The 23163-nt window shown below is 51.0% G+C and carries 17 protein-coding genes; 6 read left to right on the top strand and 11 right to left on the bottom strand.

Annotation, left to right across the window (positions count from 1 at the left end; all coding sequences use genetic code 11):
* Positions 1–110: 110 nt before the first annotated feature.
* Positions 111–1871 (top strand): AAA family ATPase, encoded by a 1761-nt coding sequence (locus NBA72_RS19095; protein ID WP_000156458.1) that lies wholly within the window; start codon positions 111–113, stop codon positions 1869–1871.
* A gap of 68 nt (positions 1872–1939) precedes the next feature.
* Positions 1940–2458 carry a bifunctional 3-hydroxydecanoyl-ACP dehydratase/trans-2-decenoyl-ACP isomerase gene (gene fabA, locus NBA72_RS19090; RefSeq protein ID WP_000227928.1) on the top strand — a complete coding sequence of 173 codons (519 nt, stop codon included), beginning with the start codon at positions 1940–1942 and terminating at the stop codon, positions 2456–2458.
* Between the two features lie 99 nt (positions 2459–2557).
* Here fabA and rmf read toward each other — a convergent pair whose 3' ends face one another.
* From rmf to rlmKL, 6 genes are all read right to left on the bottom strand, one after another.
* Positions 2558–2725, bottom strand: a complete 168-nt coding sequence (gene rmf, locus NBA72_RS19085; protein ID WP_001537784.1) for a ribosome modulation factor — start codon at positions 2723–2725, stop codon at positions 2558–2560.
* A 254-nt stretch (positions 2726–2979) separates the two neighbouring features.
* Positions 2980–3543, bottom strand: a complete 564-nt coding sequence (gene pqiC / locus NBA72_RS19080) for a membrane integrity-associated transporter subunit PqiC (protein ID WP_000759136.1) — start codon at positions 3541–3543, stop codon at positions 2980–2982.
* Complete coding sequence (gene pqiB / locus NBA72_RS19075) at positions 3540–5180, bottom strand: intermembrane transport protein PqiB (protein ID WP_039520520.1); 1641 nt, start codon at positions 5178–5180, stop codon at positions 3540–3542. Before pqiB ends, pqiC begins: the two co-directional genes overlap by 4 nt.
* Positions 5181–5184: 4 nt before the next feature.
* Complete coding sequence (gene pqiA, locus NBA72_RS19070; RefSeq protein ID WP_000333153.1) at positions 5185–6438, bottom strand: membrane integrity-associated transporter subunit PqiA; 1254 nt, start codon at positions 6436–6438, stop codon at positions 5185–5187.
* Positions 6439–6452: 14 nt separating this feature from the next.
* Positions 6453–8360, bottom strand: a complete 1908-nt coding sequence (locus tag NBA72_RS19065) for an ABC transporter ATP-binding protein (protein ID WP_042949567.1) — start codon at positions 8358–8360, stop codon at positions 6453–6455.
* Between the two features lie 12 nt (positions 8361–8372).
* Positions 8373–10481 carry a bifunctional 23S rRNA (guanine(2069)-N(7))-methyltransferase RlmK/23S rRNA (guanine(2445)-N(2))-methyltransferase RlmL gene (gene rlmKL / locus NBA72_RS19060; protein ID WP_001086485.1) on the bottom strand — a complete coding sequence of 703 codons (2109 nt, stop codon included), beginning with the start codon at positions 10479–10481 and terminating at the stop codon, positions 8373–8375.
* A gap of 98 nt (positions 10482–10579) precedes the next feature.
* Between rlmKL and NBA72_RS19055 the strand changes: the two genes are divergently transcribed.
* A complete protein-coding gene (locus tag NBA72_RS19055) occupies positions 10580–11689 on the top strand; it encodes a YcbX family protein (protein ID WP_000224070.1) in 1110 nt (369 codons plus the stop codon).
* Here NBA72_RS19055 and zapC read toward each other — a convergent pair.
* From zapC to pepN, 3 genes are all read right to left on the bottom strand, one after another.
* Entirely contained in the window at positions 11686–12228 is a 543-nt protein-coding gene (gene zapC / locus NBA72_RS19050; RefSeq protein WP_042949561.1) for a cell division protein ZapC, read from the bottom strand. The two genes, NBA72_RS19055 and zapC, sit on opposite strands and share 4 nt — an antisense overlap.
* A gap of 165 nt (positions 12229–12393) precedes the next feature.
* On the bottom strand, positions 12394–13404 hold the full coding sequence (pyrD, locus tag NBA72_RS19045) for a quinone-dependent dihydroorotate dehydrogenase (protein WP_000291723.1): 1011 nt from the start codon (positions 13402–13404) through the stop codon (positions 12394–12396).
* 207 nt (positions 13405–13611) lie between these two features.
* On the bottom strand, positions 13612–16224 hold the full coding sequence (gene pepN / locus NBA72_RS19040; RefSeq protein WP_042949557.1) for an aminopeptidase N: 2613 nt from the start codon (positions 16222–16224) through the stop codon (positions 13612–13614).
* A 266-nt stretch (positions 16225–16490) separates the two neighbouring features.
* On the opposite strand from pepN, the gene pncB reads away from it, so the two are divergent.
* On the top strand, positions 16491–17693 hold the full coding sequence (gene pncB / locus NBA72_RS19035; RefSeq protein ID WP_000191406.1) for a nicotinate phosphoribosyltransferase: 1203 nt from the start codon (positions 16491–16493) through the stop codon (positions 17691–17693).
* Positions 17694–17770: 77 nt separating this feature from the next.
* Here pncB and NBA72_RS19030 read toward each other — a convergent pair whose 3' ends face one another.
* The gene (locus NBA72_RS19030) at positions 17771–19207 is read right to left on the bottom strand and encodes an alanine/glycine:cation symporter family protein (protein WP_000893199.1); all 1437 of its coding nucleotides are present in this window, start codon (positions 19205–19207) and stop codon (positions 17771–17773) included.
* A 245-nt stretch (positions 19208–19452) separates the two neighbouring features.
* Positions 19453–20667, bottom strand: coding sequence for a diaminopropionate ammonia-lyase (gene dpaL, locus NBA72_RS19025; RefSeq protein ID WP_042949478.1), 1215 nt, complete (start codon positions 20665–20667; stop codon positions 19453–19455).
* 316 nt (positions 20668–20983) lie between these two features.
* On the opposite strand from dpaL, the gene NBA72_RS19020 reads away from it, so the two are divergent.
* Positions 20984–21445, top strand: coding sequence for an Lrp/AsnC family transcriptional regulator (locus NBA72_RS19020; protein ID WP_000762342.1), 462 nt, complete (start codon positions 20984–20986; stop codon positions 21443–21445).
* 200 nt (positions 21446–21645) lie between these two features.
* Entirely contained in the window at positions 21646–23046 is a 1401-nt protein-coding gene (gene asnS, locus NBA72_RS19015) for an asparagine--tRNA ligase (RefSeq protein WP_000117870.1), read from the top strand.
* The last annotated feature ends 117 nt before the right edge of the window (positions 23047–23163 follow it).

Raw genomic sequence — 23163 nt, 5'->3', positions numbered from 1 at the left:
CTGTGAATGGTTACACGTCTTCATATTACTTTGCATTCGCTTTCCGCGTGTGCAGCGTGACGGGTTAGGCTATAATCCCCCCTTTTACAACAGACTAAAAAACCTCAACTTTGACCATTACGAAACTTGCATGGCGTGATCTGGTTCCGGATAGCGAAAGCTATCAGGAGATATTTGCACAGCCACACGCGACTGACGAAAACGACACTTTACTCAGTGATACTCAGCCACGACTGCAATTTGCGCTTGAGCAACTTATACAGCCGTGGAGCTCATCCTCTTTTATGCTGACTAAAGCGCCTGAAGAGCAAGAGTATCTCACTTTACTTTCAGATGCCGTCCGCGCTCTGCAAACCGATGCCGGACAATTAACCGGCGGACATTATGACGTTTCCGGGCATACTGTTCATTACCGCGCCGCGCAGAATGCGCAAGACAACTTTGCCACCGTCACACAAGTCGTCAGCGCGGACTGGGTCGAAGCCGAACAGCTCTTTGGTTGCCTGCGGCAGTATAACGGCGACATTACCCTGCAGCCGGGACTGGTTCATCAGGCGAACGGCGGCGTGCTGATTATTTCCTTACGAACCCTTCTGGCGCAGCCGTTACTGTGGATGCGTCTGAAAGCCATCGTTAGCCGCGAGCGTTTTGACTGGGTGGCCTTTGACGAGTCGCGTCCATTACCGGTCTCCGTGCCATCCATGCCGCTCAAACTAAAGGTGATTCTGGTTGGCGAACGTGAATCACTGGCTGATTTTCAGGAGATGGAACCGGAGCTCGCGGAACAGGCTATCTACAGTGAATTTGAAGACAATTTACAGATAGCGGACGCAGAAGCTATGACCCTGTGGTGTCAATGGGTGACGCGTATCGCTTTACGCGATAATTTGCCCCCTCCGGCACCGGACGCCTGGCCCGTTCTGATACGCGAGGCTGTGCGCTATACCGGCGAACAGGATACGCTGCCTCTTTGCCCACTGTGGATAGCCCGCCAGTTTAAGGAGGCGTCGCCTTTATGCGAAGGCGATACCTGCGGCGCAGAAGCGCTCAGCCTGATGCTTGCCCGACGCGAATGGCGAGAAGGCTTTCTGGCGGAACGGATGCAGGATGAGATTCTGCAAGAGCAGATCCTGATTGAAACCGAAGGCGAACGCGTTGGACAAATCAATGCGCTTTCCGTCATTGAATTTCCCGGGCATCCGCGCGCCTTTGGCGAACCGTCGCGAATTAGCTGTGTTGTGCATATCGGCGATGGCGAATTTAACGATATTGAGCGCAAGGCCGAACTTGGCGGGAATATCCACGCTAAGGGAATGATGATTATGCAGGCCTTCCTGATGTCGGAGTTGCAGCTGGAGCAACAAATTCCCTTCTCTGCCTCGTTAACCTTTGAGCAGTCCTACAGCGAAGTGGATGGCGATAGCGCCTCAATGGCGGAATTATGTGCGCTCATCAGCGCGCTGGCCAATGTGCCAGTGAATCAAAACATTGCGATTACCGGCTCGGTCGATCAGTTTGGTCGCGCGCAACCGGTGGGCGGGCTAAACGAAAAAATTGAAGGTTTCTTCGCCATCTGCGAGCAGCGGGAATTAAACGGTAAACAGGGCGTAATTATCCCTGCCGCCAACGTCCGCCATCTCAGTCTTAAATCTGAACTGCTGCAAGCGGTTAAAGAAGAGAAGTTCACTATCTGGGCGGTAGACGACGTGACCGACGCCTTACCGCTACTGTTAAATCTGGTGTGGGATGGCGAAGGTCAAACGACGTTGATGCAGACTATCCAGGAGCGTATCGCGCAGGCGACGCAACAGGAAGGCCGTCATCGTTTCCCGTGGCCATTACGTTGGCTGAACGCTTTTATTCCGAACTGATCGGACTTGTTCAGCGTACACGTGTTAGCTATCCTGCGTGCTTCAATAAAATAAGGTTTACATAAAACATGGTAGATAAACGCGAATCCTATACAAAAGAAGACCTTCTTGCCTCTGGTCGTGGTGAACTGTTTGGCGCTAAAGGGCCGCAACTCCCTGCACCGAACATGCTGATGATGGACCGCGTCGTTAAGATGACCGAAACGGGCGGCAATTTCGACAAAGGCTATGTCGAAGCCGAGCTGGATATCAATCCGGATCTATGGTTCTTCGGATGCCACTTTATCGGCGATCCGGTGATGCCCGGTTGTCTGGGTCTGGATGCTATGTGGCAATTGGTGGGATTCTACCTGGGCTGGTTGGGCGGCGAAGGCAAAGGCCGCGCTCTGGGCGTGGGCGAAGTGAAATTTACCGGCCAGGTTCTGCCGACAGCCAGGAAAGTCACCTATCGCATTCATTTCAAACGTATCGTAAACCGTCGCCTGATCATGGGCCTGGCGGACGGTGAGGTTCTGGTGGATGGTCGTCTGATCTATACCGCACACGATTTGAAAGTCGGTTTGTTCCAGGATACTTCCGCGTTCTAAGTGTTGAATTGATATTCCGCGCTATCGGTATCATGCTTGCAAAACCAATAAAGGCGAAACCTCCGCACTGCGGAGGTTTCTTTTTCTAAAGAGACAGAATCAGGCCATTACCGCCCTGTCCTCCATGGCTTGTCGCCAACCTCCCAACCAGTATGACCGTTGATTCAGCGTCTGATAGGGACACATTTCTTTTGATCGTCCGGCGATGCCGGCCTGATATCCACGTTGATGTGCCCGTTCCAGGCGATCTCGTTTTTGTCTCTTCATGCCTCGTTTCCCTCATATTTGTATCTGGTGGAAAAGAAAACAGTGATTACAAAATGTGCAATCACACTACACGAATACCTCTAAATGGATCGCCCGTCAATGCGCAAAATTCACACCAATGTCATATTTGTGAGCTATACGGTAAATCATTTGTACAAAAAATGTGAGCCATAACAACTATTTTTCCGGCGTCAAAAATAAAAAACCGCCTCAGGCGCACGACCTGAAGCGGTTAAATTTACATTACTTTTATCTCAGGGAAGGCGCTTTATCTCATCTGCGATAGCGGCTGCTTCCTGACTCCATGCGCTTGCCAGTACTTTGACCATCTCATCATAGCCATCTTTCTGCTGGCTGGCTTCGATATGGAAAGGCCGCTTAATCAGTTGTCCGTTGTGGTTTAATAGCCACTCCCCGCTGACGATAACCTTACCATCGTAACGTCCATGGAATCCGGTTACGGTAACGTTTAACGTATCCTGGGTGGTTCCCAACGGCTGGGAAGCGACGACCCAGCCAGGAAGCCGGGCGCTAAGATTCGCCACCAGCGTGTTACGCAATTGCTGATCCAGCGGGCTGGCCCACAGATTGTTATTGGCAATCACATACTGAACATCACTGGTTTGATACACCACGCCGTTACCTGCCAGATAGTCAGGTACGGAAACCTGCTCTACCCATAAGAGACGGTTGCCCTGACTTGCGGTGCTTTGCACACCGCTTTGCGCTATCGGGAGCTGATAATAGCTTTTATTCTCTCCGCCGGAGCTACATGACGCCAGCCAGAACGCCATTATCACGACTAGCCATTTTTTCATTGTTTCGCCCTCTTAGGCTCAGGATCTTTTTTATCCTTCGCTTCAAATACCAGCGCGTTGCTCTTCTCGTTCAGAGTTTTCAACACCGGTTGTAACTCACGAAGCACCTGATCGAGACGCTGCATATCCGCCACCATTTTGTTATACGCCGCCGATCCAGGCTGGAAGCCTTGCATACTGCGGTTAAGTTCGCGTAACGTCGTTTGCATATCCGCCGGAAGCTGCTGCATCGACTGACTGGAGGTAATCTTGTTCATATTATCCAGCGTGGTTTGCAGCCGACGCATAGTACGCTGGCTTTCAGACAGCGTATTGGTCGCTTGTTCAATCATCGGATTCAGCGGCAGGTTGTTGATCTTATCCAACGTTTCCACCAGTCGCTGTTGAATTTGCGCCAGGCCGCTGCTGACGGTGGGAATAATTTCATAACCATCAAATTCGCGTAGCCCGGTAATCGGCGGCTCCTTAGGATAAAAGTCCAGATCGACATACAGCGCCCCGGTCACCAGGTTACCGGTTTTAAGCGAAGCGCGTAAACCGCGCTTAAGCAGTTCCGTCAAATGCGCGGCAACATCCGCATTTTCTCCCAGTTGCGCTTTCAGACGCTCCGGTTCAATGCGCACCAGCACAGGAATACGGTAATCATCGTTAAATACCTGGCGCATTTTAGACGCAAAGAAAGGCACTTTGCTTACCGTCCCCAGACGAATACCGCGGAACTCCAGCGGCGCGCCAGGTTGTAATCCGCGCACCGAATCTTTAAAGAACATCAGGTAATCGATATGATCGGTGTACAGCGAATCCTGAATACTTTTTTGATCGTCGTAGAGGTTAAACGCCGTTTTTTCGGCGACGGGTTGCCCCTGCTCAAGTCCTTCCGGCACATCAAAACTCACGCCGCCGCCAAACAACGTCGTCAACGATCCCATTTCCACGCGCATTCCCGCCGATGTCAGATCCACAGCGATACCGCTATCTTTCCAGAATCGGACATTACTGGTGACCAATCGATCGTTTGGCGCCTTAATGAACAACTGATAACTCATTGTCCGTTTTTGCGGATCGAAAGAGCTGGTTTCAACGGATCCTACCCGATAGCCCCGGAACAGAACGGGATCGCCAGGACTGAGCTGACCGGCCTTTTTGCTGTCCAGAATCACACGAATACCTTTGGCATCGGGCGGCGCCAACGGCGGTGAGTCAAGAAGCTGATAGCTTTCCGGCTGACTGCCCTTACTTCCTGGTTGTAGTTCAATATACGCGCCTGATAGCAGCGTCCCAAGCCCGCTGATGCCTTCACGCCCCACCTGCGGTTTTACGACCCAAAATACCGAGTCTTTATGCAGCAACTTCTCCATACCGGAATGAAGCCGCGCTTTGATTTGTACATGGGTCAGATCGTCAGTCAGCGTCGCGCTTTCAACCACGCCGACATCCACGCTGCGACTTTTGATCGTCGTTTTTCCGCCTTCAATGCCTTCCGCATTGGTGGTAATTAAGGTAACTTCCGGTCCCTGGTGGCTGTAGTGATAAAACAGAATCCAGGCTCCAATAAGCGCAGTAACAATCGGAAATATCCAGACAGGCGACCAATTTTTCACCTTTTGTACTTTGGCTTCCCCTTTTTTAGGTTCCATGCTATCAGGACTCCTCATGGCCTGGTTCGTATTCACGATCCCACGACAGACGCGGGTCAAAGGTCATCGCAGAAAACATTGTCATTATGACGACTAAAGCAAACATCAACGCACCCATCGCAGGATAAATATTCATCAACCCTCCCATGCGCACCAGCGCAGAGAGTACGGCAATGACAAAGACATCAATCATTGACCAGCGCCCCACAAACTCCACTACTTCATAAATAAAATGCATCCGTTCACTGTCGCGCTTACCGTGGCCTTTCGCATCCCAACAAAGCCAGGCAATGGCGATCATTTTTAGCGTCGGCACCATAATACTGGCGAGAAAGATAACCGCCGCCACCGGATAAGACCCCTCGCTCCACAGCAAAATCACGCCAGCCAGAATGGTCGACGGCATTTTCGAGCCCAGTAAGTCGGTAATCATAATCGGCAAAATATTGGCGGGCAGATAAAGCATGATCGAGGTAAATAATAACGCCAGCGTCCACTGCAAACTGTTTTTACGCCGGACATAGCCTTTCGTATGGCAACGCGGACAGACGAGACTCTCCGCAGGCAGGATCGCCGTACAGCAGGCGCAAGAACGCAACGACTGCCGGATACCGGTAATCCCCGGCGTTAACGGCTGCGCCAGTACAGGCTGCGGGGCGATATCATCCCACAACCAGCGGCGATCGACACACTGGAACGCCCGCAGTTGAACGAGACAAAATAAGCACCAGGGAATAAAACTGCTGCCGATGCCGATATCGCCGTAGGCCATCAGCTTAACAAAACTGACCAACACCCCGGCGAGAAATATTTCCGCCATTCCCCACGATTTGAGGAGGAAAAAGATCCTTGCCAGCGTTTTTTTTACCGACAACGGCAGACTGGCGCGGTTGACAAGTAATAGAATGGTCACCAGGCAAAATGCCGGCACCAGTTGGACAAATAACAAAAAGAACGTGCCGAGGCTGGCGTAATCTTCAGAAAACATGACGCCGGGGATTTCCAGAAGCGTGACTTCGCTGGTGACGCCCGCGACATTCATATTCACGAAGGGAAAAAGGTTAGAAAGCAGCAACATAAATAGTGCCGCTAACGCATAGGCGGTAGGACGCTGCCGGGGCGCGTCCCACTCGGTCGTTAACGTTGCGCCGCATCGTGGACATGCTGCTTTTTGCCCATGCGAGAGGCGGGGTAAAGCCACCAGCATGTCGCATTGCGGGCACAATATGTGCTTCGCAGCATGGTGATGTTCACACATAGGCGCTCCTTTCGTTATGCCCCGTTTTTCAGGCCTTCAAGATACTCCCAACGTTCGAAGGCTTGCTCAAGTTCTTGCTCCGCCTGACTTAAATCGGCCAGAACTTTTTGCGTTTGCTCATGGGGTTGGCTAAAAAAGGCCGCATCCGCAACCTGCGCCTGTAGCGCTTCCAGCTTCGCTTCCAGGTCTTCAAGCTGACCGGGTAACTGCTCCAGCTCGCGCTGCAGTTTATAGCTTAGTTTGCTACTGCCACGTTTTACAATTTCTGCTTTAGGGGCAATAACTTCCTCATTTTTTCTCGCCATCGGCTGTTTCGTCGCCAGATGCTGCTCTTGCTGCGCGCGCGCATCATGGTAGCCGCCGATATAACGTCCGATTTTGCCGCCGCCCTCAAAAATCCAGCATTCCGTCACGGTATTATCGACAAATTGCCGATCGTGGCTGACCAGTAGTACCGTGCCCTGATAGCCATCAATTAATTCTTCTAATAGTTCCAGCGTTTCGACGTCAAGATCGTTCGTTGGTTCATCGAGAATTAAAAGATTGCTCGGCTTGAGGAACAGTCGTGCCAGCAGCAGACGGTTACGTTCGCCGCCGGAAAGCGCGCGGACGGGTGTCATCGCCCGTTTGGGGTGAAACAGGAAGTCCTGCAAATAGCCCAGTACATGGCGCGGCTTACCGTTTACCATCACCTCTTGCTTGCCTTCCGCAAGGTTATCCATCACGGTTTTTTCCGGATCCAGTTCGGCGCGATGCTGATCGAAGTAGGCGACTTCCAGCTTCGTTCCTACGTGGATGCGCCCGCTGTCAGCCTGAAGCTGTCCCAGCATCAGTTTTAGTAGCGTGGTTTTACCGCAGCCGTTCGGGCCAATTAACGCAATCTTGTCGCCGCGCTGTACCTGAGCGGAGAAATCTTTTACCAGTTGTTTTCCTTCTACCTGGTAATCGACGTTTTCCATCTCAAAAACGATTTTACCGGAGCGCGTCGCCTCTTCGACCTGCATCTTCGCCGTGCCCATCACTTCCCGGCGCTCGCTGCGTTCACGACGCATCGCTTTTAACGCCCGCACGCGCCCTTCATTACGGGTGCGGCGCGCCTTGATACCCTGGCGAATCCAGACTTCTTCCTGCGCCAGTTTGCGATCAAATTCCGCGTTTTGTAATTCTTCTACGCGCAGCGCTTCTTCTTTCTCCAGCAGGTATTGATCGTAATTTCCCGGATAGGTGACCAGTTTGCCACGATCGAGATCGACAATGCGGGTTGCCATATTGCGAATAAACGAACGATCGTGAGAGATAAAAATAATCGTTCCGTTAAAGGTTTTCAGAAACCCTTCCAGCCAGTCGATAGTTTCAATATCCAGATGGTTAGTCGGTTCATCCAGTAACAATACGCGCGGATTGCTGACCAGCGCCCGACCCAGCGCGGCTTTACGCAGCCAGCCGCCGGAGAGCGACGACAGCGCGGCGTTAGGATCGAGTCCAAGCTGCTCCAGCACTTCATTAATACGGTTTTCCAGCTGCCACAGATTATGATGATCGAGCTGTTCCTGTACGCGCGCCATTTCATTGAGGTTTTTCTCGCTGGGATCGGTCATCACCAGACGGGAAATCTCATGATAACGCTTGAGGTATTCCGCTTGTTCTTCGATACCTTCGGCGACAAAGTCATAGACGCTGCCCGCAATATTACGGGGCGGGTCCTGTTGCAGACGCGCGACGATCAGATCCTGCTCATAAATAATACGCCCATCGTCCAGACCCTGTTCGCGGTTAAGAATCTTCATCAAGGTGGATTTCCCGGCGCCGTTACGCCCCACCAGACAGACGCGTTCGTTATCTTCGATATGCAACTCTGCGTTATCGAGAAGCGGCGCGTCGCTGAACGACAGCCATGCGCCATGCATACTGATTAATGACATTTACTTTTCCTTTCAGGCGGCGCGGATCAGCCAGCAGTTATGAATCTGACGGTTACGGGCAAAATCCGGGGAGAGCGTTTTTTGCGTAATTTCTTGTGCGGTAAGCCCCAGTTCCGCCAGCCCTTCTAGATCCATACGGAATCCGCGCTTATTATTTGAGAACATGATGGTGCCGCCTTTACGCAGCAGGCGTTTTAAATCTTTCATTAACGCGACATGATCGCGCTGAACATCAAACGACTCTTCCATACGTTTTGAGTTAGAGAACGTCGGCGGATCGATAAAGATCAAATCGAACTGTTCATTCGCCTCGCGCAGCCAGCCCAGGCAGTCGGCCTGAATCAGGCGATGCGCGCGGCCGCTCAGTCCGTTCAGACGCAAATTACGTTCGGCCCACTCCAGATAGGTGCGGGACATATCCACCGTTGTGGTGCTGCGTGCGCCGCCCAGACCCGCATGTACACTGGCGCTGCCGGTATAAGAAAAGAGATTCAGGAAATCTTTGCCTTTGCTCATTTCTCCCAGCATTCTGCGGGCAATACGGTGATCGAGGAACAGACCGGTGTCGAGATAATCCGTCAGATTTACCCATAAGCGCGCATTATATTCGCTGACCTCAAGGAACTCGCCCTTCTCGCTCATTTTCTGATACTGGTTTTTTCCTTTTTGCCGTTCACGGGTTTTTAACACCAGTTTATTCGGCGGAATACCGAGCACTGACAAGGTTGCCGCAATAATATCGAACAGACGTTGCCGCGCTTTTTGCGCATCCACTGTTTTCGGCGGCGCATATTCCTGAATCACCGCCCAGTCGCCGTAACGGTCTACCGCCACGTTATATTCCGGCAGGTCGGCATCATACAAGCGATAGCATTCAATCCCTTCCTGGCGCGCCCATTTCTCCAGCTTTTTAAGATTTTTACGCAGGCGATTAGCGTAATCTTCCGCCACCGTCGCCGGCTTACTGTCCGCCGTGGTTTCCGCAATATGATAGTTTTTCTGCACGCAGTCCAGCGGGCCATTCTTGGCTTTAAACTGTTTGTCGGCACGTAATTGCAGGCTGCCCAGCAAATCGGGCGAAGCGCTGAACAGCGACAGGTTCCAGCCGCCAAACTGATTTTTCATGGTACGGCCCAGCAGGCTGTGCAACGCAATCAGCGCCGGTTCGCTGTCCAGACGTTCGCCGTAAGGCGGGTTACTGATCACCGTACCATACGGGCCTTTCGGCAATGGATTACTCAGTTGCGCCACATCTTTCACTTCAAAGGTGATAAGCTCGCCGATACCGGCGCGACGGGCGTTGCTGCGCGCCCGCTCAATGACGCGCGCATCGCTGTCGGAACCGTAGAAATGAGAGGAATACTCCGCCAGTCCCTTACGCGCCCGGGTCTGCGCTTCGGCTTTCACTTCCTGCCAGATAGTTTCGTCATGCTGTGCCCAGCCGCTAAATCCCCAGTGACCACGGTGCAGGCCCGGCGCGCGATCGGTCGCCCACATCGCGGCCTCAATCAACAGTGTCCCCGAACCACACATAGGGTCGAGCAGCGGCGTACCTGGTTGCCAGCCGGAACGCATAACAATCGCTGCCGCCAGCGTCTCTTTAATTGGCGCCAGCCCGGTGCGATCGCGATAACCGCGCAGGTGCAGGCCATCACCACTGAGATCCAGCGCAATGCTGGCAGTTTCTTTATTCAGCCAGACGTTAATACGGAGGTCCGGCGATTCGCGGTCCACATTTGGCCGCGGAAGATTTTTCCGCGTAAACGCATCGACAATCGCGTCTTTAACTTTCATCGCGCCATACTGACTATTACGGATGGTGTCGTTCAGGCCGCTGAAATGCACCGCAAACGTCGCGCCAGGATTAAAAATCTCTGTCCAGTTTATCGCCTGAACGCCGAGGTAAAGATCGAGATCGCTGTAGACCTTGCACTCACCCATCGGCAGGATAATACGCGAGGCCAGGCGGCTCCACATCAGGCTCTGGTAAATAAGCCGCGTGTCGCCCTGAAAATGGACCCCACCCTGAACAACCTGACACCCTACGGCGCCCAGTTTTTCCAGTTCAGTTTTTAACAGCTCTTCCAGCCCGCGGGCCGTACTGGCAAACAGAGAATTCATATTGTCACTTTTACGCTAAGAAAATTGTTGCGCATTATAGCTAATCTCACGCCCATGTCATAAAGTTGAAGGCTTATTTTCATTTGAGGGACTGTACGGTGGCGACGTTATCACGGCTCTTTATTCATCCGGTCAAATCCATGCGCGGCATTGGCCTCACTCATGCGCTGGCAGATATCAGCGGCCTGGCTTTTGATCGCATCTTCATGGTGACCGAGCCTGACGGCACATTTATTACCGCCCGCCAGTTTCCACAAATGGTACGTTTTACCCCCTCTCCCTTACACGACGGCCTCCATTTGACCGCGCCAGACGGCAGTAGCGCGCTGGTTCGCTTTACGGATTTCACCCCGCAGGATGCGCCGACCGAGGTCTGGGGAAACCATTTTACCGCTCGCGTTGCCCCGACGGCGATTAATCAATGGTTGAGCGGCTTTTTCTCCCGCGATGTCCAGTTGCGCTGGGTTGGGCCGCAGTTGACGCGCCGGGTTAAACGGCATAACGCGGTGCCGCTGGGATTTGCCGATGGCTACCCGTATTTATTGACCAACGAAGCCTCGCTGCGCGATCTGCAACAGCGTTGTCCGGCAGGCGTACAAATGGAACAATTTCGCCCAAACTTAGTGGTTTCCGGCGTAGCGGCCTGGGAGGAAGATAGCTGGAAAGTGCTTCGCATTGGCGATGTGATTTTTGACGTCGTGAAGCCCTGTAGCCGCTGTATTTTTACAACCGTCAGCCCTGAAAAGGGGCAAAAACATCCTTCCGGAGAACCGCTGGCGACACTGCAAGCTTTTCGTACCGCCCAGGACAATGGCGATGTGGATTTCGGTCAGAATCTGATTGCCCGCAATAGCGGCGTTATTCGCGTCGGCGATGAAGTGGAGATTCTGGCGACAGCCCCGGCAAAAGCTTATGGCGCCACAATGGTCGACGACAGCGTTACGCCAGATAAACACCCGGACGCGAGTGTAACCATCGACTGGCAGGGGCAAACCTTCTGCGGGAATAATCAACAGGTACTACTGGAACAGTTGGAGAATCAGGGGATTCGTATTCCGTATTCTTGCCGGGCTGGTATCTGTGGTTGCTGCCGGATACGTTTGCTGGAAGGCGAAGTAAGTCCGCTGAAAAAATCGGCTATGGGTGACGATGGTACGATTCTGAGCTGTAGCTGCGTGCCTAAGACCGCGTTACGACTGGAAAATTAAACCGCTTGTTCAAGGCTGAAACTGTGACAGTGAACCTGCGGTTTCAGCCTGTCGTTCATAATTTTAATCGCATCGCCAAGCTGCATGGTTCGGCCTGCTATCACCACGCCCGGCTGGGCCAGCAGACACAACGCGGCATTTTCTCCCGGCTCAACGACCAGCAAATTAACCTGTTCCGCCGTATCGCTTAACCAGACGCTTGCGGCATCGCCCGTTCCCGGGGCCCACATTTCGCCATGCGCCACAAAATGCCAGCTTTTTGGCATCTGCGGTTTGAGATAGCGAATCGCCACCAGCGCATTCAACACCAACTCCGCGCGTTGCTCTTTGGTTAATTCGAAATCCCGGCATTTTTCTTCAAAGGAAAAATAGAGCGCGGCGTCATCCACACAAAAACCGGTCGGGCAAAACGCGTCCGGCGTAAGCATTTTACGAGAGAAGCGCGAGCGAAAAAGCATGCCATTGGCGAGATCGAGCATCATACGATCGTGCTCTTCATCATAATACCAGCGCCAGTTATCGTCAGGTTTAATTCGCATTACCTCTCTCCCGCTTTTAAGCAACTCGTAACAGCATTGTCCTTTTGCCGCTTCGTTTATTACCCCAATAATAAAAGCCTAAAATGTCTAAATAAGCAACAGTGGAGAAATATAAAACAACCAGCGCCGGAAATAAAGCCCTGGTTGTCTGATAAAGGGTAAAGTTTAGATGTGCGTTACGATTTCTTTAATCAATGGCGGGCCTTTAAAAATAAAGCCGGAATAAATTTGTACCAGCGTAGCGCCTGCCGCTATCTTCTCGCGCGCGGCGATAACTGAGTCAATGCCGCCGACGCCGATAATAGGCAATTGTCCTTTTAACTCCTGGGATAAACGGCGAATAATTTCTGTGCTTTTTAATTGTAATGGCCGGCCACTTAATCCCCCCGTTTGCTGGCAATTTTTCATTCCTTGTACCAGAGAACGATCGAGGGTGGTATTTGTCGCAATCACCCCATCAATATTATGACGAAGCAGGCTATCGGCAACCTGGATCAATTCCTCTTCACAAAGATCCGGCGCGATCTTTACTGCCACCGGCACATATTTATGGTGGATCGCCTGAAGATCGTTTTGCTTATTTTTAATGGCAGTTAACAGATCGTCCAGCGCATCGCCATACTGGAGCGTACGTAGCCCTGGCGTATTCGGCGAAGAAATATTAATGGCGATATAACCCGCATAAGCATAGACTTTTTCCATACAAATCAGGTAGTCATCTTTGCCATTTTCGACAGGCGTATCTTTATTTTTACCGATGTTAATTCCCAGAATACCATCAAAATGGGCTTTTTTAACATTCTCGACCAGGTTATCGACGCCCAGATTATTAAAGCCCATCCGATTGATGAGACCTTCAGCATCCACCAGACGAAAAAGACGCGGCTTATCGTTACCCGGCTGTGGGCGCGGCGTCACGGTGCCGATTTCCAGAGAGCCAAACCCCATCGCGCCTAACGCGTCGATGCACTCCCCGTCTTTATCCAGACCGGCAGCCAGCCCCAGTGGATTTTTAAAGGTAAGTCCCATGCAGGTAACCGGCTTTGTCGGTACTTTCTGGCGCACCAGCGCTTCCAGTGGCGTACCTGTAATGCGGCGTAATTGTTGAAATGTAAATTCATGAGCGCGCTCTGGATCGAGCTGGAAAAGGGCTTTACGAACGAAGGGATAGTACATGAACTCTCCTGGATTCCCGGTGTGCAAACCGGGGGCGTATTATGGGCGATAACAAGGCAAAAGGGAATTGACCTACGGCAATAAATAGCAATCGTTTTCCTTCATTCTCACTTCACGTTTCGCCAGCGAGCGTCATCGTCCGGCAAAAAAATGCCCGGCAGCGCTAACGCTTACCGGGCATGTCTTACCTCTTTATAACGGATACTGTCAGGCTAACGCTTTAGTTATCTTCTCGTACAGATCGCCGGAAAGATTCTCCAGCCCTTTTAACTGCTCCAGCGCCGCGCGCATTTTCTCCTGACGCTTATCATCATAACGTTTCAGACGAATCAGCGGTTCAATGAGGCGAGATGCTACCTGCGGGTTACGGCTATTCAGATCGGTCAGCATTTCGACCAGGAACTGGTATCCGCTACCGTCTTGCGCATGGAACGCCGCCGGGTTGCTGCCAGCAAACGCGCCAATTAATGAACGGATGCGGTTCGGGTTGCTCATACTGAAAGAACGGTGTTTGAGCAGGCCGCGTACGGTTTCCAGTACATTTTCCGCCGGGCTTGTGGATTGCAGGATAAACCATTTATCCATCACCAGGCCGTCCTGATGCCACTTATCGTCATACTCCTGCATCAGCATATCGCGGCACGGCAACTGCGCCGCCACCGCAGCAGACAGGGCCGCCAGCGCATCGGTCATATTATTAGCGTCGCGATACTGTTTGCTGACCAGCGTATTAGCCAGCTCCGTCTCGCCGAACGCCAGGAAGCGCAGGCAAGCATTGCGCAGCGTGCGCTTACCGATATCGCCGTGATCAACACGATACTCATCCACATGATTGGCGTTATAGATAGCCAGGAACTCATCCGCCAGTTCTGCCGCCAGCGTACGCGTTAGCGCTTCACGAACTTGCGCAATGGCGATCGGGTCAATGACCTCAAACAGCTCCGCAATTTCATTGGCCGAAGGCAGCGTTAAAATTTCTGCGGCCAACGCCGGATCGATTTTCTCATCCAACAGTACTGCGCGGAACGCATCAGCGACATGCACCGGAAGCGATAGCGGTTGCCCCTGCTGATGACGCGCCACATTCAGTTTAATGTATGTGGCCAGCAGGCTTTGAGCCGCATCCCAACGGGAGAAATCATTGCGCGCATGGCGCATCAGGAACGTCAACTGCTGATCGCTCCATTTATATTCCAGTTTCACCGGCGCTGAAAACTCGCACAGCAAGGCCGGAACAGGCTGGAAGTAAACATTATCGAAGGTAAATGTCTGCTCCGCCTGCGTGACGTTCAGCACGGCGTTGACCGGATGACCACCTTTTTGCAACGGAATGACGTTGCCTTCGTTATCGTACAGTTCGATGGCGAATGGAATATGCAGCGGCTGCTTCTCCGCCTGATCCGCCGTCGCCGGAGTGCGCTGGCTGATGGTCAACGTGTACTGCTCGGTTTCCGGATTATAATCATCTTTTACCGTTACAATCGGCGTGCCGGACTGACTGTACCAGCGGCGGAAATGGGACAAATCGACATTAGAAGCATCTTCCATCGCCTGTACGAAGTCATCACACGTCGCGGCGCTGCCGTCATGGCGCTCAAAATAAAGCTGCATCCCCTTCTGGAAATTTTCCTCACCCAGCAACGTGTGGATCATGCGAATGACTTCCGCACCCTTTTCATAAACGGTGAGGGTGTAGAAGTTATTCATTTCGATTACTTTATCCGGGCGGATAGGATGCGCCATCGGGCTGGCGTCTTCCGCGAATTGTAAACCGCGCATGGTACGCACGTTACTGATGCGGTTCACCGCGCGTGACCCCAAATCAGAGCTAAACTCCTGATCGCGGAACACGGTTAGCCCCTCTTTCAGGCTCAACTGGAACCAGTCGCGGCAGGTGACGCGGTTGCCGGTCCAGTTGTGGAAATACTCATGACCTATCACGCGCTCAATATCGAGATAATCTTTATCCGTCGCGGTATCGGTTCGCGCCAGCACGTATTTGGAGTTAAAGATATTGAGACCTTTATTCTCCATCGCGCCCATATTAAAGAAATCCACCGCGACAATCATATAGATGTCGAGGTCATATTCGAGCCCAAAACGCGTTTCATCCCATTTCATGGAATTTTTCAGCGAGGTCATTGCCCACGGCGCGCGATCCAGATTGCCACGGTCAACGTACAGTTCTAATGCGACTTCACGCCCGGAGCGGGTGGTAAAGGTATCGCGCAGCACGTCAAAATCACCGGCCACCAGCGCAAACAGATAACACGGTTTCGGGAACGGATCTTGCCACTGAACCCAGTGACGGCCATTCTCCAGTTCCCCCTGCGCAACACGGTTGCCATTGGAAAGCAGGAACGGATATTTGCTTTTATCGGCAATAATTTTGGTGGTAAATCGCGCCAGTACGTCCGGGCGGTCAAGATACCAGGTAATATGGCGGAAGCCCTCCGCTTCACACTGGGTACAGAGCGCATCGCCGGACTGGTACAATCCTTCCAGCGCCGTATTCGCCGCCGGACTTATCTCGTTGACAATGCGTAACGTAAAACGCTCTGGCAGGTCGCTGATGATAAGCGCGCCCTCTTCTTCCTTATATGCTGTCCACGGCGCATCGTTGACGTGGATAGATACCAGCGTTAAATCTTCCCCATCAAGGCGAAGAGGCGCATCAGGCGCGCCATGACGAACAGCCTGGCTTATTGCGGTGACCACGGTTTTTTCGGCATCGAGGTCAAAGGTCAAGTCAATATCAGTAATCTGGTAATCCGGCGCGCGATAGTCATGGCGGTATTTGGCTTGTGGCTGTTGTGTCATAAAAAACCTTTCGCATCTTTGTGTAGAGTGTCGACTCCAGTCTATTCCTGTTGCGCAAATCGCGCTACGCAGAATGTTCATCTTTTCAGGCACAAACGGCCTATTTGCTACATTTTTATAACATGGGGCACGAAATGCGCTCGACCCTAAAGACAGCTTATGGTGTGATCGGGGTTCAATAAATCGCTAAACAAGGTATACTCCAGCGGTTTTCTTAGTTGTTTATTGTACTAAACGCTCCCGTGAGAGGACGCAACAGCGCACCTATGACACAATTCGCTTCTCCTGTTCTGCACTCGTTGCTGGATACAGATGCTTATAAGTTGCATATGCAGCAAGCCGTTTTTCACCACTACTATGATGTGCAGGTAGCGGCTGAGTTTCGTTGCCGTGGCGACGACCTGCTGGGTATTTATGCCGATGCTATTCGCGAGCAGGTGGACGCGATGCAGCACCTGCGCCTCCAGGAGGACGAGTTCCAGTGGCTCTCCGGCCTGCCCTTTTTTAAACCGGATTATCTGAACTGGTTACGCGAGTTTCGCTATAACCCGGCTCAAGTCTGTGTCACCAACGATAACGGCAAGCTGAATATTCGCTTAACCGGCCCGTGGCGTGAAGTCATTATGTGGGAAGTGCCGCTGCTGGCCGTGATCAGTGAGCTGGTTCATCACTACCGCTCGCCAAACGCGGGGGTTGATCAGGCGCTCGACGCGCTGGAAAGTAAGCTGGTTGATTTCACTGCGTTAACCGCCAATCTCGATATGTCCCGCTTCCACCTGATGGACTTCGGCACCCGCCGCCGTTTCTCTCGTGAAGTGCAGCAGGCGATAGTTAAACGTCTCCAGCAGGAGTCATGGTTCGTCGGCACCAGCAACTATGATCTCGCGCGTCGCCTGGCGCTGACGCCGATGGGCACTCAGGCGCACGAATGGTTCCAGGCGCATCAACAAATCAGTCCGGACCTGGCGACCAGCCAGCGTGCCGCGTTGGCCGCCTGGCTTAACGAATATCCGGACCAGCTTGGTATCGCATTGACAGATTGCATTACAATGGATGCGTTTTTACGCGATTTCGGCATTGAATTCGCCAGCCGTTATCAGGGGTTACGCCACGACTCAGGAGACCCTGTCGCATGGGGCGAAAAGGCGATTGCCCATTATGAAAAGCTGGGGATTGATCCGCTGACAAAAACACTGGTCTTTTCAGATAACCTTGATCTGCAAAAGGCGGTCGAGCTCTATCGCCATTTCGCCTCTCGCGTGCAGTTAAGCTTCGGCATCGGTACCCGACTGACCTGTGATATCCCTCAGGTAAAACCGCTCAATATCGTGATTAAGCTCGTGGAATGTAACGGAAAGCCGGTGGCTAAACTTTCCGACAGCCCCGGTAAAACGATCTGTCATGATAAAGCGTTTGTGCGCGCGCTGCGTAAAGCGTTCGATCTCCCGCAGGTGCGTAAAGCAAGTTAACCATGCCTGTGCGAAGCGCCCGGAAAGTGGGCGCTTTGTTACTCTTCTGACCATCTTACCTGTTCTGGCCGCGATGGTTACTCCTCTTTCCCTTCACTCTTCGACATATTTACGTGCGTGATTTGCGTTGTTTTTACAGAATTAGTGTCCCGCTGTGTACGCGTTCTGAATATATTGAATTCGCTAATAAATTCTTTACGCAGCAAGAACAGAGCAATTACGTTGGGGATAACCAGAAAACCGACAGCAATATCAGCCATTAACCAGATTACCGGGATTTCCATATTAACGGCAATCAGTGGTGGCAAAAAATATAGCCATTTAATGATGCGTTCTAGCTTATCGCCAAAGATATAGTTTATCGAAGTGCGAAATTTAATATATGAACCAAGATAAGAAGTAAACAGAATCAACGCCACACCGAGACAGAGAACCTGAACAATAATCGGATGCCATGTTTCTTTTAAGGCGGCAAAGATAATCTGAATACCTTGATAACTGGCGTCTGTCCACATACCAGAAGCAAGTACAGCAAATGCGGTAAAGTTACAGGTAATCATTGAGACAAAAAATACTTCCACTGCCCCCCACATTCCCTGACGGAAAGCATAATCCACGTTGGCAGTAGCATGTACTGTGGCCGAGGTACCCATGCCGGCTTCGTTAGTGAATATTCCGCGACTGGCTCCTTTACTGATGGCCATCATGATGGTTGACCCGACAAAGCCACCGGCTGCTGGCGCAGGGGCAAAGGCATAATAGAAAATACTTTTTATAACCTGTGGGATAGCCTCGATATTCAATACCACTACACCAGCGGCACCAATGAAATAGGCAATGGTGATCGGTGGAAGTGCAATCGTACAGAATTTACCAAGACTGGAGAGTCCTTTTAAAATAACCAACGCGCCTACGATGACAATAAATCCCCCGATGACGCTTGTTGGGATTTCAAACGTATAGTGAATGACCGCCGCCATCGTATTAGTTTGCACAAAACAGGCATCCGTAATAACCAGAATCATTAATGCAAACGCATATAATCCTGCCAGGGGATGCCATTTTTTATTGAGCCCTTTCTTAATATAATGCATTGGGCCGCCATAATATTCGCCATTCTCACCTTTACTTCGGTATTTCACCGCCAGCGTCACTTCAACCATTTTGGTCATCATACCCACGACCGCAATGATCCACATCCAGAAAATTGCCCCAGGTCCGCCAACCGCAATAGCCGCAGCAACACCTGCGATCGTTCCCGCGCCTAATGAGCCGGATAGCACAGTGGCAGCCACTTCTATTGATTTTAAGGATTTTTTAGACGCTGCCTCGCCAGTAGTGTTTTGTTTATTTTTTCCGGCAAGTGTACCAATTGTATTACGGTAAATTTCTTTTAAATTGATAATCTGGAAAAATTTGAGGCGTACTGTAAAATAAAAGCCAATGCCGATAACACACAAAAATAATGGGCCACCCCATAGAAATTCAAAGAGTTGTGAAAGTTGCTCTAACATAATGACCTCGGATTTAAATTAATTCGTTCAGTCTCAGAAATAATCTTTCCAGTTCAGCGTATTCCTGAATTTTGCCAACAAAACTAAACTGGAAAGTCAGCGGGTAGGAGCATCCCTTACTCACTAAATGCCGTTTCAATGGTATATTGTTATGAAGTTTTGCTTCCTGCATTAGGTTTATTATGCGTATAAAAAACGCGATTTTTACATGCTGCCTTTATTATCTAATTTTTTAGTCGTAATGTTTAAGCACTGCGTCCGTTCCAGACTATATCTTCATAAATATCTGGGGACGTATCGCCTTCGGTGCTAATAAGCAGAACATGAGCACTGGCATCAAGCTGTAAGCGATTAGCAAGATCCTGATAATGCATATTGTTCATTAACTCATAAAGTAACCCTACGCCAATAGCTCCGGACTCGCCGGAAATAAAAGGCGTATCAGTGCCTGGACGCGGCGCGGCAGAAATGCGCATACCCTTAGCCGCCAGACAATCATCAGCGGAAATAAAACAACTGGTGTTGTCCCGAATAATAGGCCAACTGATAATATTCGGCTCCCCACACGCAAGCCCGGCCATTATCGTCGCCATATCGCCAGTGACGCAGTGAGGTTGACCATCATTCATAACTGCGGATTGATAAAGACAGTTGGCCTGATGCGGCTCAACCACAATAATGTTAGGGATATTTTCCTGCATTTTTTCAACAAAATAACCCATAACACTGCCAGCAAACGATCCCACCCCCGCTTGTAAAATAAGATGGGTTGGCAACGGACTGTTTGTTTCTGCGAGCTGCTCATAAGCTTCAACCGCTAGTGTCATATAGCCTTGCATAATCCATGTTGGGATCTCTTCATACCCTGTCCAGGCTGTATCCTGCAAAAGCACCCAGCCTTTTGTTTGCGCCATTCTATGGGCCAGTCGCACTGCATCATCGTAGTTCAGATCGGTGATGGTGCATTCAGCTCCATGATGGCGAATATTCTCTGCCCGGATTAACGATGATCCTTTAGGCATATAAACGACGGCTTTTAGACCTAATTGCTCTGCCGCCCACGCCACACCACGGCCATGATTGCCATCCGTCGCGGTAACAAAAACACAATCTTTAATTTTTTCTTTAATCTCAGGAGTGTTAAGGGCAGCAAAACTTAACGAGTTAATATCACATTGCAATTTATCAGCGAGATATTTTCCTACAGCATAAGAGCCGCCCAGACCTTTAAAAGCATTCAAGCCAAAACGCCAGGACTCATCTTTAATATGGATGGACCCCAGTCCAAGCCGCCGGCTTAGATGCGCCAGATTATGTAACGGCGTGACGGCATAATTGGGTAATTTTTTATGAAATGCTAACACCTCATGCCCAACATTTCCGTTAAGCAAACTTAAGGCCGCTCCTGTACCATATTTTTTCCGACGTGTATTAAACTGATATTTAATAAGCTCATGCATAATGATACCTTTTGTTAAAGTTTATTTATTGAAATAATATGTTTTTGTCAATTATTGAGTAGAAACAAGCAAAGAACTCGCGTTTTGTGGCTGTAGTAGTGGTTATCCTCACTTTAATAAACGTACTGATAAAAGAGTCGCACAATATCTATTACGTCCTTTTCTTTATTCCACTGATTATGATAGTACTATGCTTATTGCTGTTAAATGGCGCGAAAATGCCCATCGTCGTGCAATTTTCACCTTTTTTTAACGACCTGGACGCGGCAAAATTGCGCACAGTGATAGTCATCACATTAAAGAGGTTATTTGCGATATGAAGCTTGACGCCTGGGATAAAAACATTCTGACATTATTGCAGCGCGATAATCGTCTTTCTCAGCGGGAAATCGCCGAACAGGTCAATCTTTCACCTTCGGCAGTGAATCGTCGTATCGCGGCACTGGAGGAGGCGGGCATAATTAAAGGCAATGTTAGCCTTATTGATGCTGGCAAAGTGGGACGCCCGGTCACGATTGTGGTGCAGGTGGTGATCGAAAACGAGCGATTCAATTTACTGGAAGAGGCTCGTCAACGGTTTGTCAGTTGCCCGCAGGTGCAGCAGGTCTACTACGTAACGGGCGATTTCGACTTTTTACTGGTGCTCAATGTTCGTGACATGGCGGAATATGAAGCGCTTACCCGTGAGCTTTTCTTTTCCTCAGGCAATATTAAGTCTTTTAAAACGATTGTCGTGATGCAAAACGCCAAGCAAGAGATGCGCGTCCTGATCGAGTAACGTGCGCAAAGCTTGCAAAACCAGCCTAAATTCTCAATGGTTCGCGAGCAGGTGCGAACTTTTTACAGGTTTCTTTCTGAAAACCTGCTTCCAGATGCGATTTCTGCTTGTCTGATTGCAGATGCCAGGTAACATAGGAATACCCCCATTTCGGGTGGACAAGTGTTTATTTTTTCCGACTATTAACTAGAGAGAATATTATGAGCGTTGTGCCTGTAGCCGACGTACTCCAGGGCCGCGTAGCCGTTGACCAAGAAGTCACCGTGCGCGGATGGGTGCGTACCCGCCGAGATTCAAAAGCTGGCATCTCCTTCCTCGCCGTTTATGACGGCTCCTGCTTTGATCCTGTACAGGCTGTCATTAATAATTCTCTGCCCAATTATAATGAAGAAGTATTACACCTGACGACAGGCTGCTCCGTGGTAGTAACAGGTAAGGTTGTCGCGTCGCCGGGACAGGGGCAAAGTTTCGAAATCCAGGCCACGAAAGTAGAGGTCGCAGGCTGGGTGGAAGATCCGGATACCTACCCGATGGCGGCAAAACGCCATAGCATTGAGTATCTGCGTGAGGTCGCGCATCTGCGCCCGCGCACCAACCTGATTGGCGCGGTAGCGCGCGTCCGCCATACTCTGGCGCAGGCGCTGCATCGCTTCTTCGATGAGCAGGGTTTCTTTTGGGTCTCTACCCCGCTGATTACCGCTTCCGATACCGAAGGCGCTGGCGAAATGTTCCGCGTTTCAACGCTGGATCTGGAAAACCTGCCGCGTAACGACCAGGGCAGAGTAGATTTTGACAAAGACTTTTTTGGCAAAGAATCATTCCTGACCGTCTCCGGCCAGCTCAACGGTGAAACGTATGCCTGTGCGCTGTCCAAAATCTATACTTTTGGGCCGACCTTCCGCGCGGAAAATTCCAACACCAGCCGCCACCTGGCGGAGTTCTGGATGCTGGAGCCGGAAGTGGCGTTCGCCGATCTGGAAGACAACGCCCGTCTGGCGGAAGCCATGCTGAAATATGTCTTCAACGCGGTTCTGGAAGAGCGTGCGGATGACATGAAGTTCTTTGCCGAACGCGTGGATAAAGACGCAATCGCTCGTCTGGAGCGTTTTGTCTCCACCGACTTCGCTCAGGTGGATTACACCGATGCGGTCGCCATTCTGGAACGCTGTGGTAAGACATTTGAAAACCCGGTGTTCTGGGGCGTCGACCTCTCTTCCGAACACGAACGTTATCTGGCGGAAGAGCATTTCAAAGCGCCGGTAGTGGTGAAAAACTATCCGAAGGAAATTAAAGCATTTTACATGCGCCTTAACGAAGATGGCAAAACCGTGGCGGCCATGGATGTGCTGGCGCCGGGAATCGGCGAAATCATCGGTGGTTCCCAGCGTGAAGAGCGTCTGGATGTGCTGGATGCCCGTATGGCCGAAATGGGGCTGAATAAAGAGGATTACTGGTGGTATCGCGACTTGCGTCGCTACGGTACTGTACCGCATTCCGGCTTTGGCCTGGGCTTTGAACGCCTTATCGCTTACGTCACTGGTGTGCAAAACGTGCGCGATGTTATTCCGTTCCCACGGACCCCACGCAACGCCAGCTTCTGATTTTTACGTCACACTCAAGGCCAGCTATGCTGGCCTTTTTTTTCGCCTGAATGTCAGTTTTATTATCAATAAGTAAATAAATTTAATTACAACCCTCTGAATTACCACATCTTGTTA

This window comes from Salmonella sp. NW1250, from assembly GCF_051812965.1.
GTDB lineage: Bacteria > Pseudomonadota > Gammaproteobacteria > Enterobacterales > Enterobacteriaceae > Salmonella > Salmonella enterica.
The sequence above is the reverse complement of the archived record's forward strand: the minus strand, read 5'-3'. Positions and strand labels throughout refer to the sequence as shown.

Coding starts and splice junctions, on each gene's coding strand:
- pqiC (WP_000759136.1), bottom strand. CDS start 3,543: ATGAAAAAATGGCTAGTCGTGATAATGGCGTTCTGGCTGGCGTCATGT.
- rmf (WP_001537784.1), bottom strand. CDS start 2,725: ATGAAGAGACAAAAACGAGATCGCCTGGAACGGGCACATCAACGTGGA.
- pqiB (WP_039520520.1), bottom strand. CDS start 5,180: ATGGAACCTAAAAAAGGGGAAGCCAAAGTACAAAAGGTGAAAAATTGG.
- asnS (WP_000117870.1), top strand. CDS start 21,646: ATGAGCGTTGTGCCTGTAGCCGACGTACTCCAGGGCCGCGTAGCCGTT.
- pepN (WP_042949557.1), bottom strand. CDS start 16,224: ATGACACAACAGCCACAAGCCAAATACCGCCATGACTATCGCGCGCCG.
- pqiA (WP_000333153.1), bottom strand. CDS start 6,438: ATGTGTGAACATCACCATGCTGCGAAGCACATATTGTGCCCGCAATGC.
- pncB (WP_000191406.1), top strand. CDS start 16,491: ATGACACAATTCGCTTCTCCTGTTCTGCACTCGTTGCTGGATACAGAT.
- dpaL (WP_042949478.1), bottom strand. CDS start 20,667: ATGCATGAGCTTATTAAATATCAGTTTAATACACGTCGGAAAAAATAT.
- fabA (WP_000227928.1), top strand. CDS start 1,940: ATGGTAGATAAACGCGAATCCTATACAAAAGAAGACCTTCTTGCCTCT.
- zapC (WP_042949561.1), bottom strand. CDS start 12,228: ATGCGAATTAAACCTGACGATAACTGGCGCTGGTATTATGATGAAGAG.
- NBA72_RS19030 (WP_000893199.1), bottom strand. CDS start 19,207: ATGTTAGAGCAACTTTCACAACTCTTTGAATTTCTATGGGGTGGCCCA.
- pyrD (WP_000291723.1), bottom strand. CDS start 13,404: ATGTACTATCCCTTCGTTCGTAAAGCCCTTTTCCAGCTCGATCCAGAG.
- rlmKL (WP_001086485.1), bottom strand. CDS start 10,481: ATGAATTCTCTGTTTGCCAGTACGGCCCGCGGGCTGGAAGAGCTGTTA.
- NBA72_RS19020 (WP_000762342.1), top strand. CDS start 20,984: ATGAAGCTTGACGCCTGGGATAAAAACATTCTGACATTATTGCAGCGC.
- NBA72_RS19065 (WP_042949567.1), bottom strand. CDS start 8,360: ATGTCATTAATCAGTATGCATGGCGCATGGCTGTCGTTCAGCGACGCG.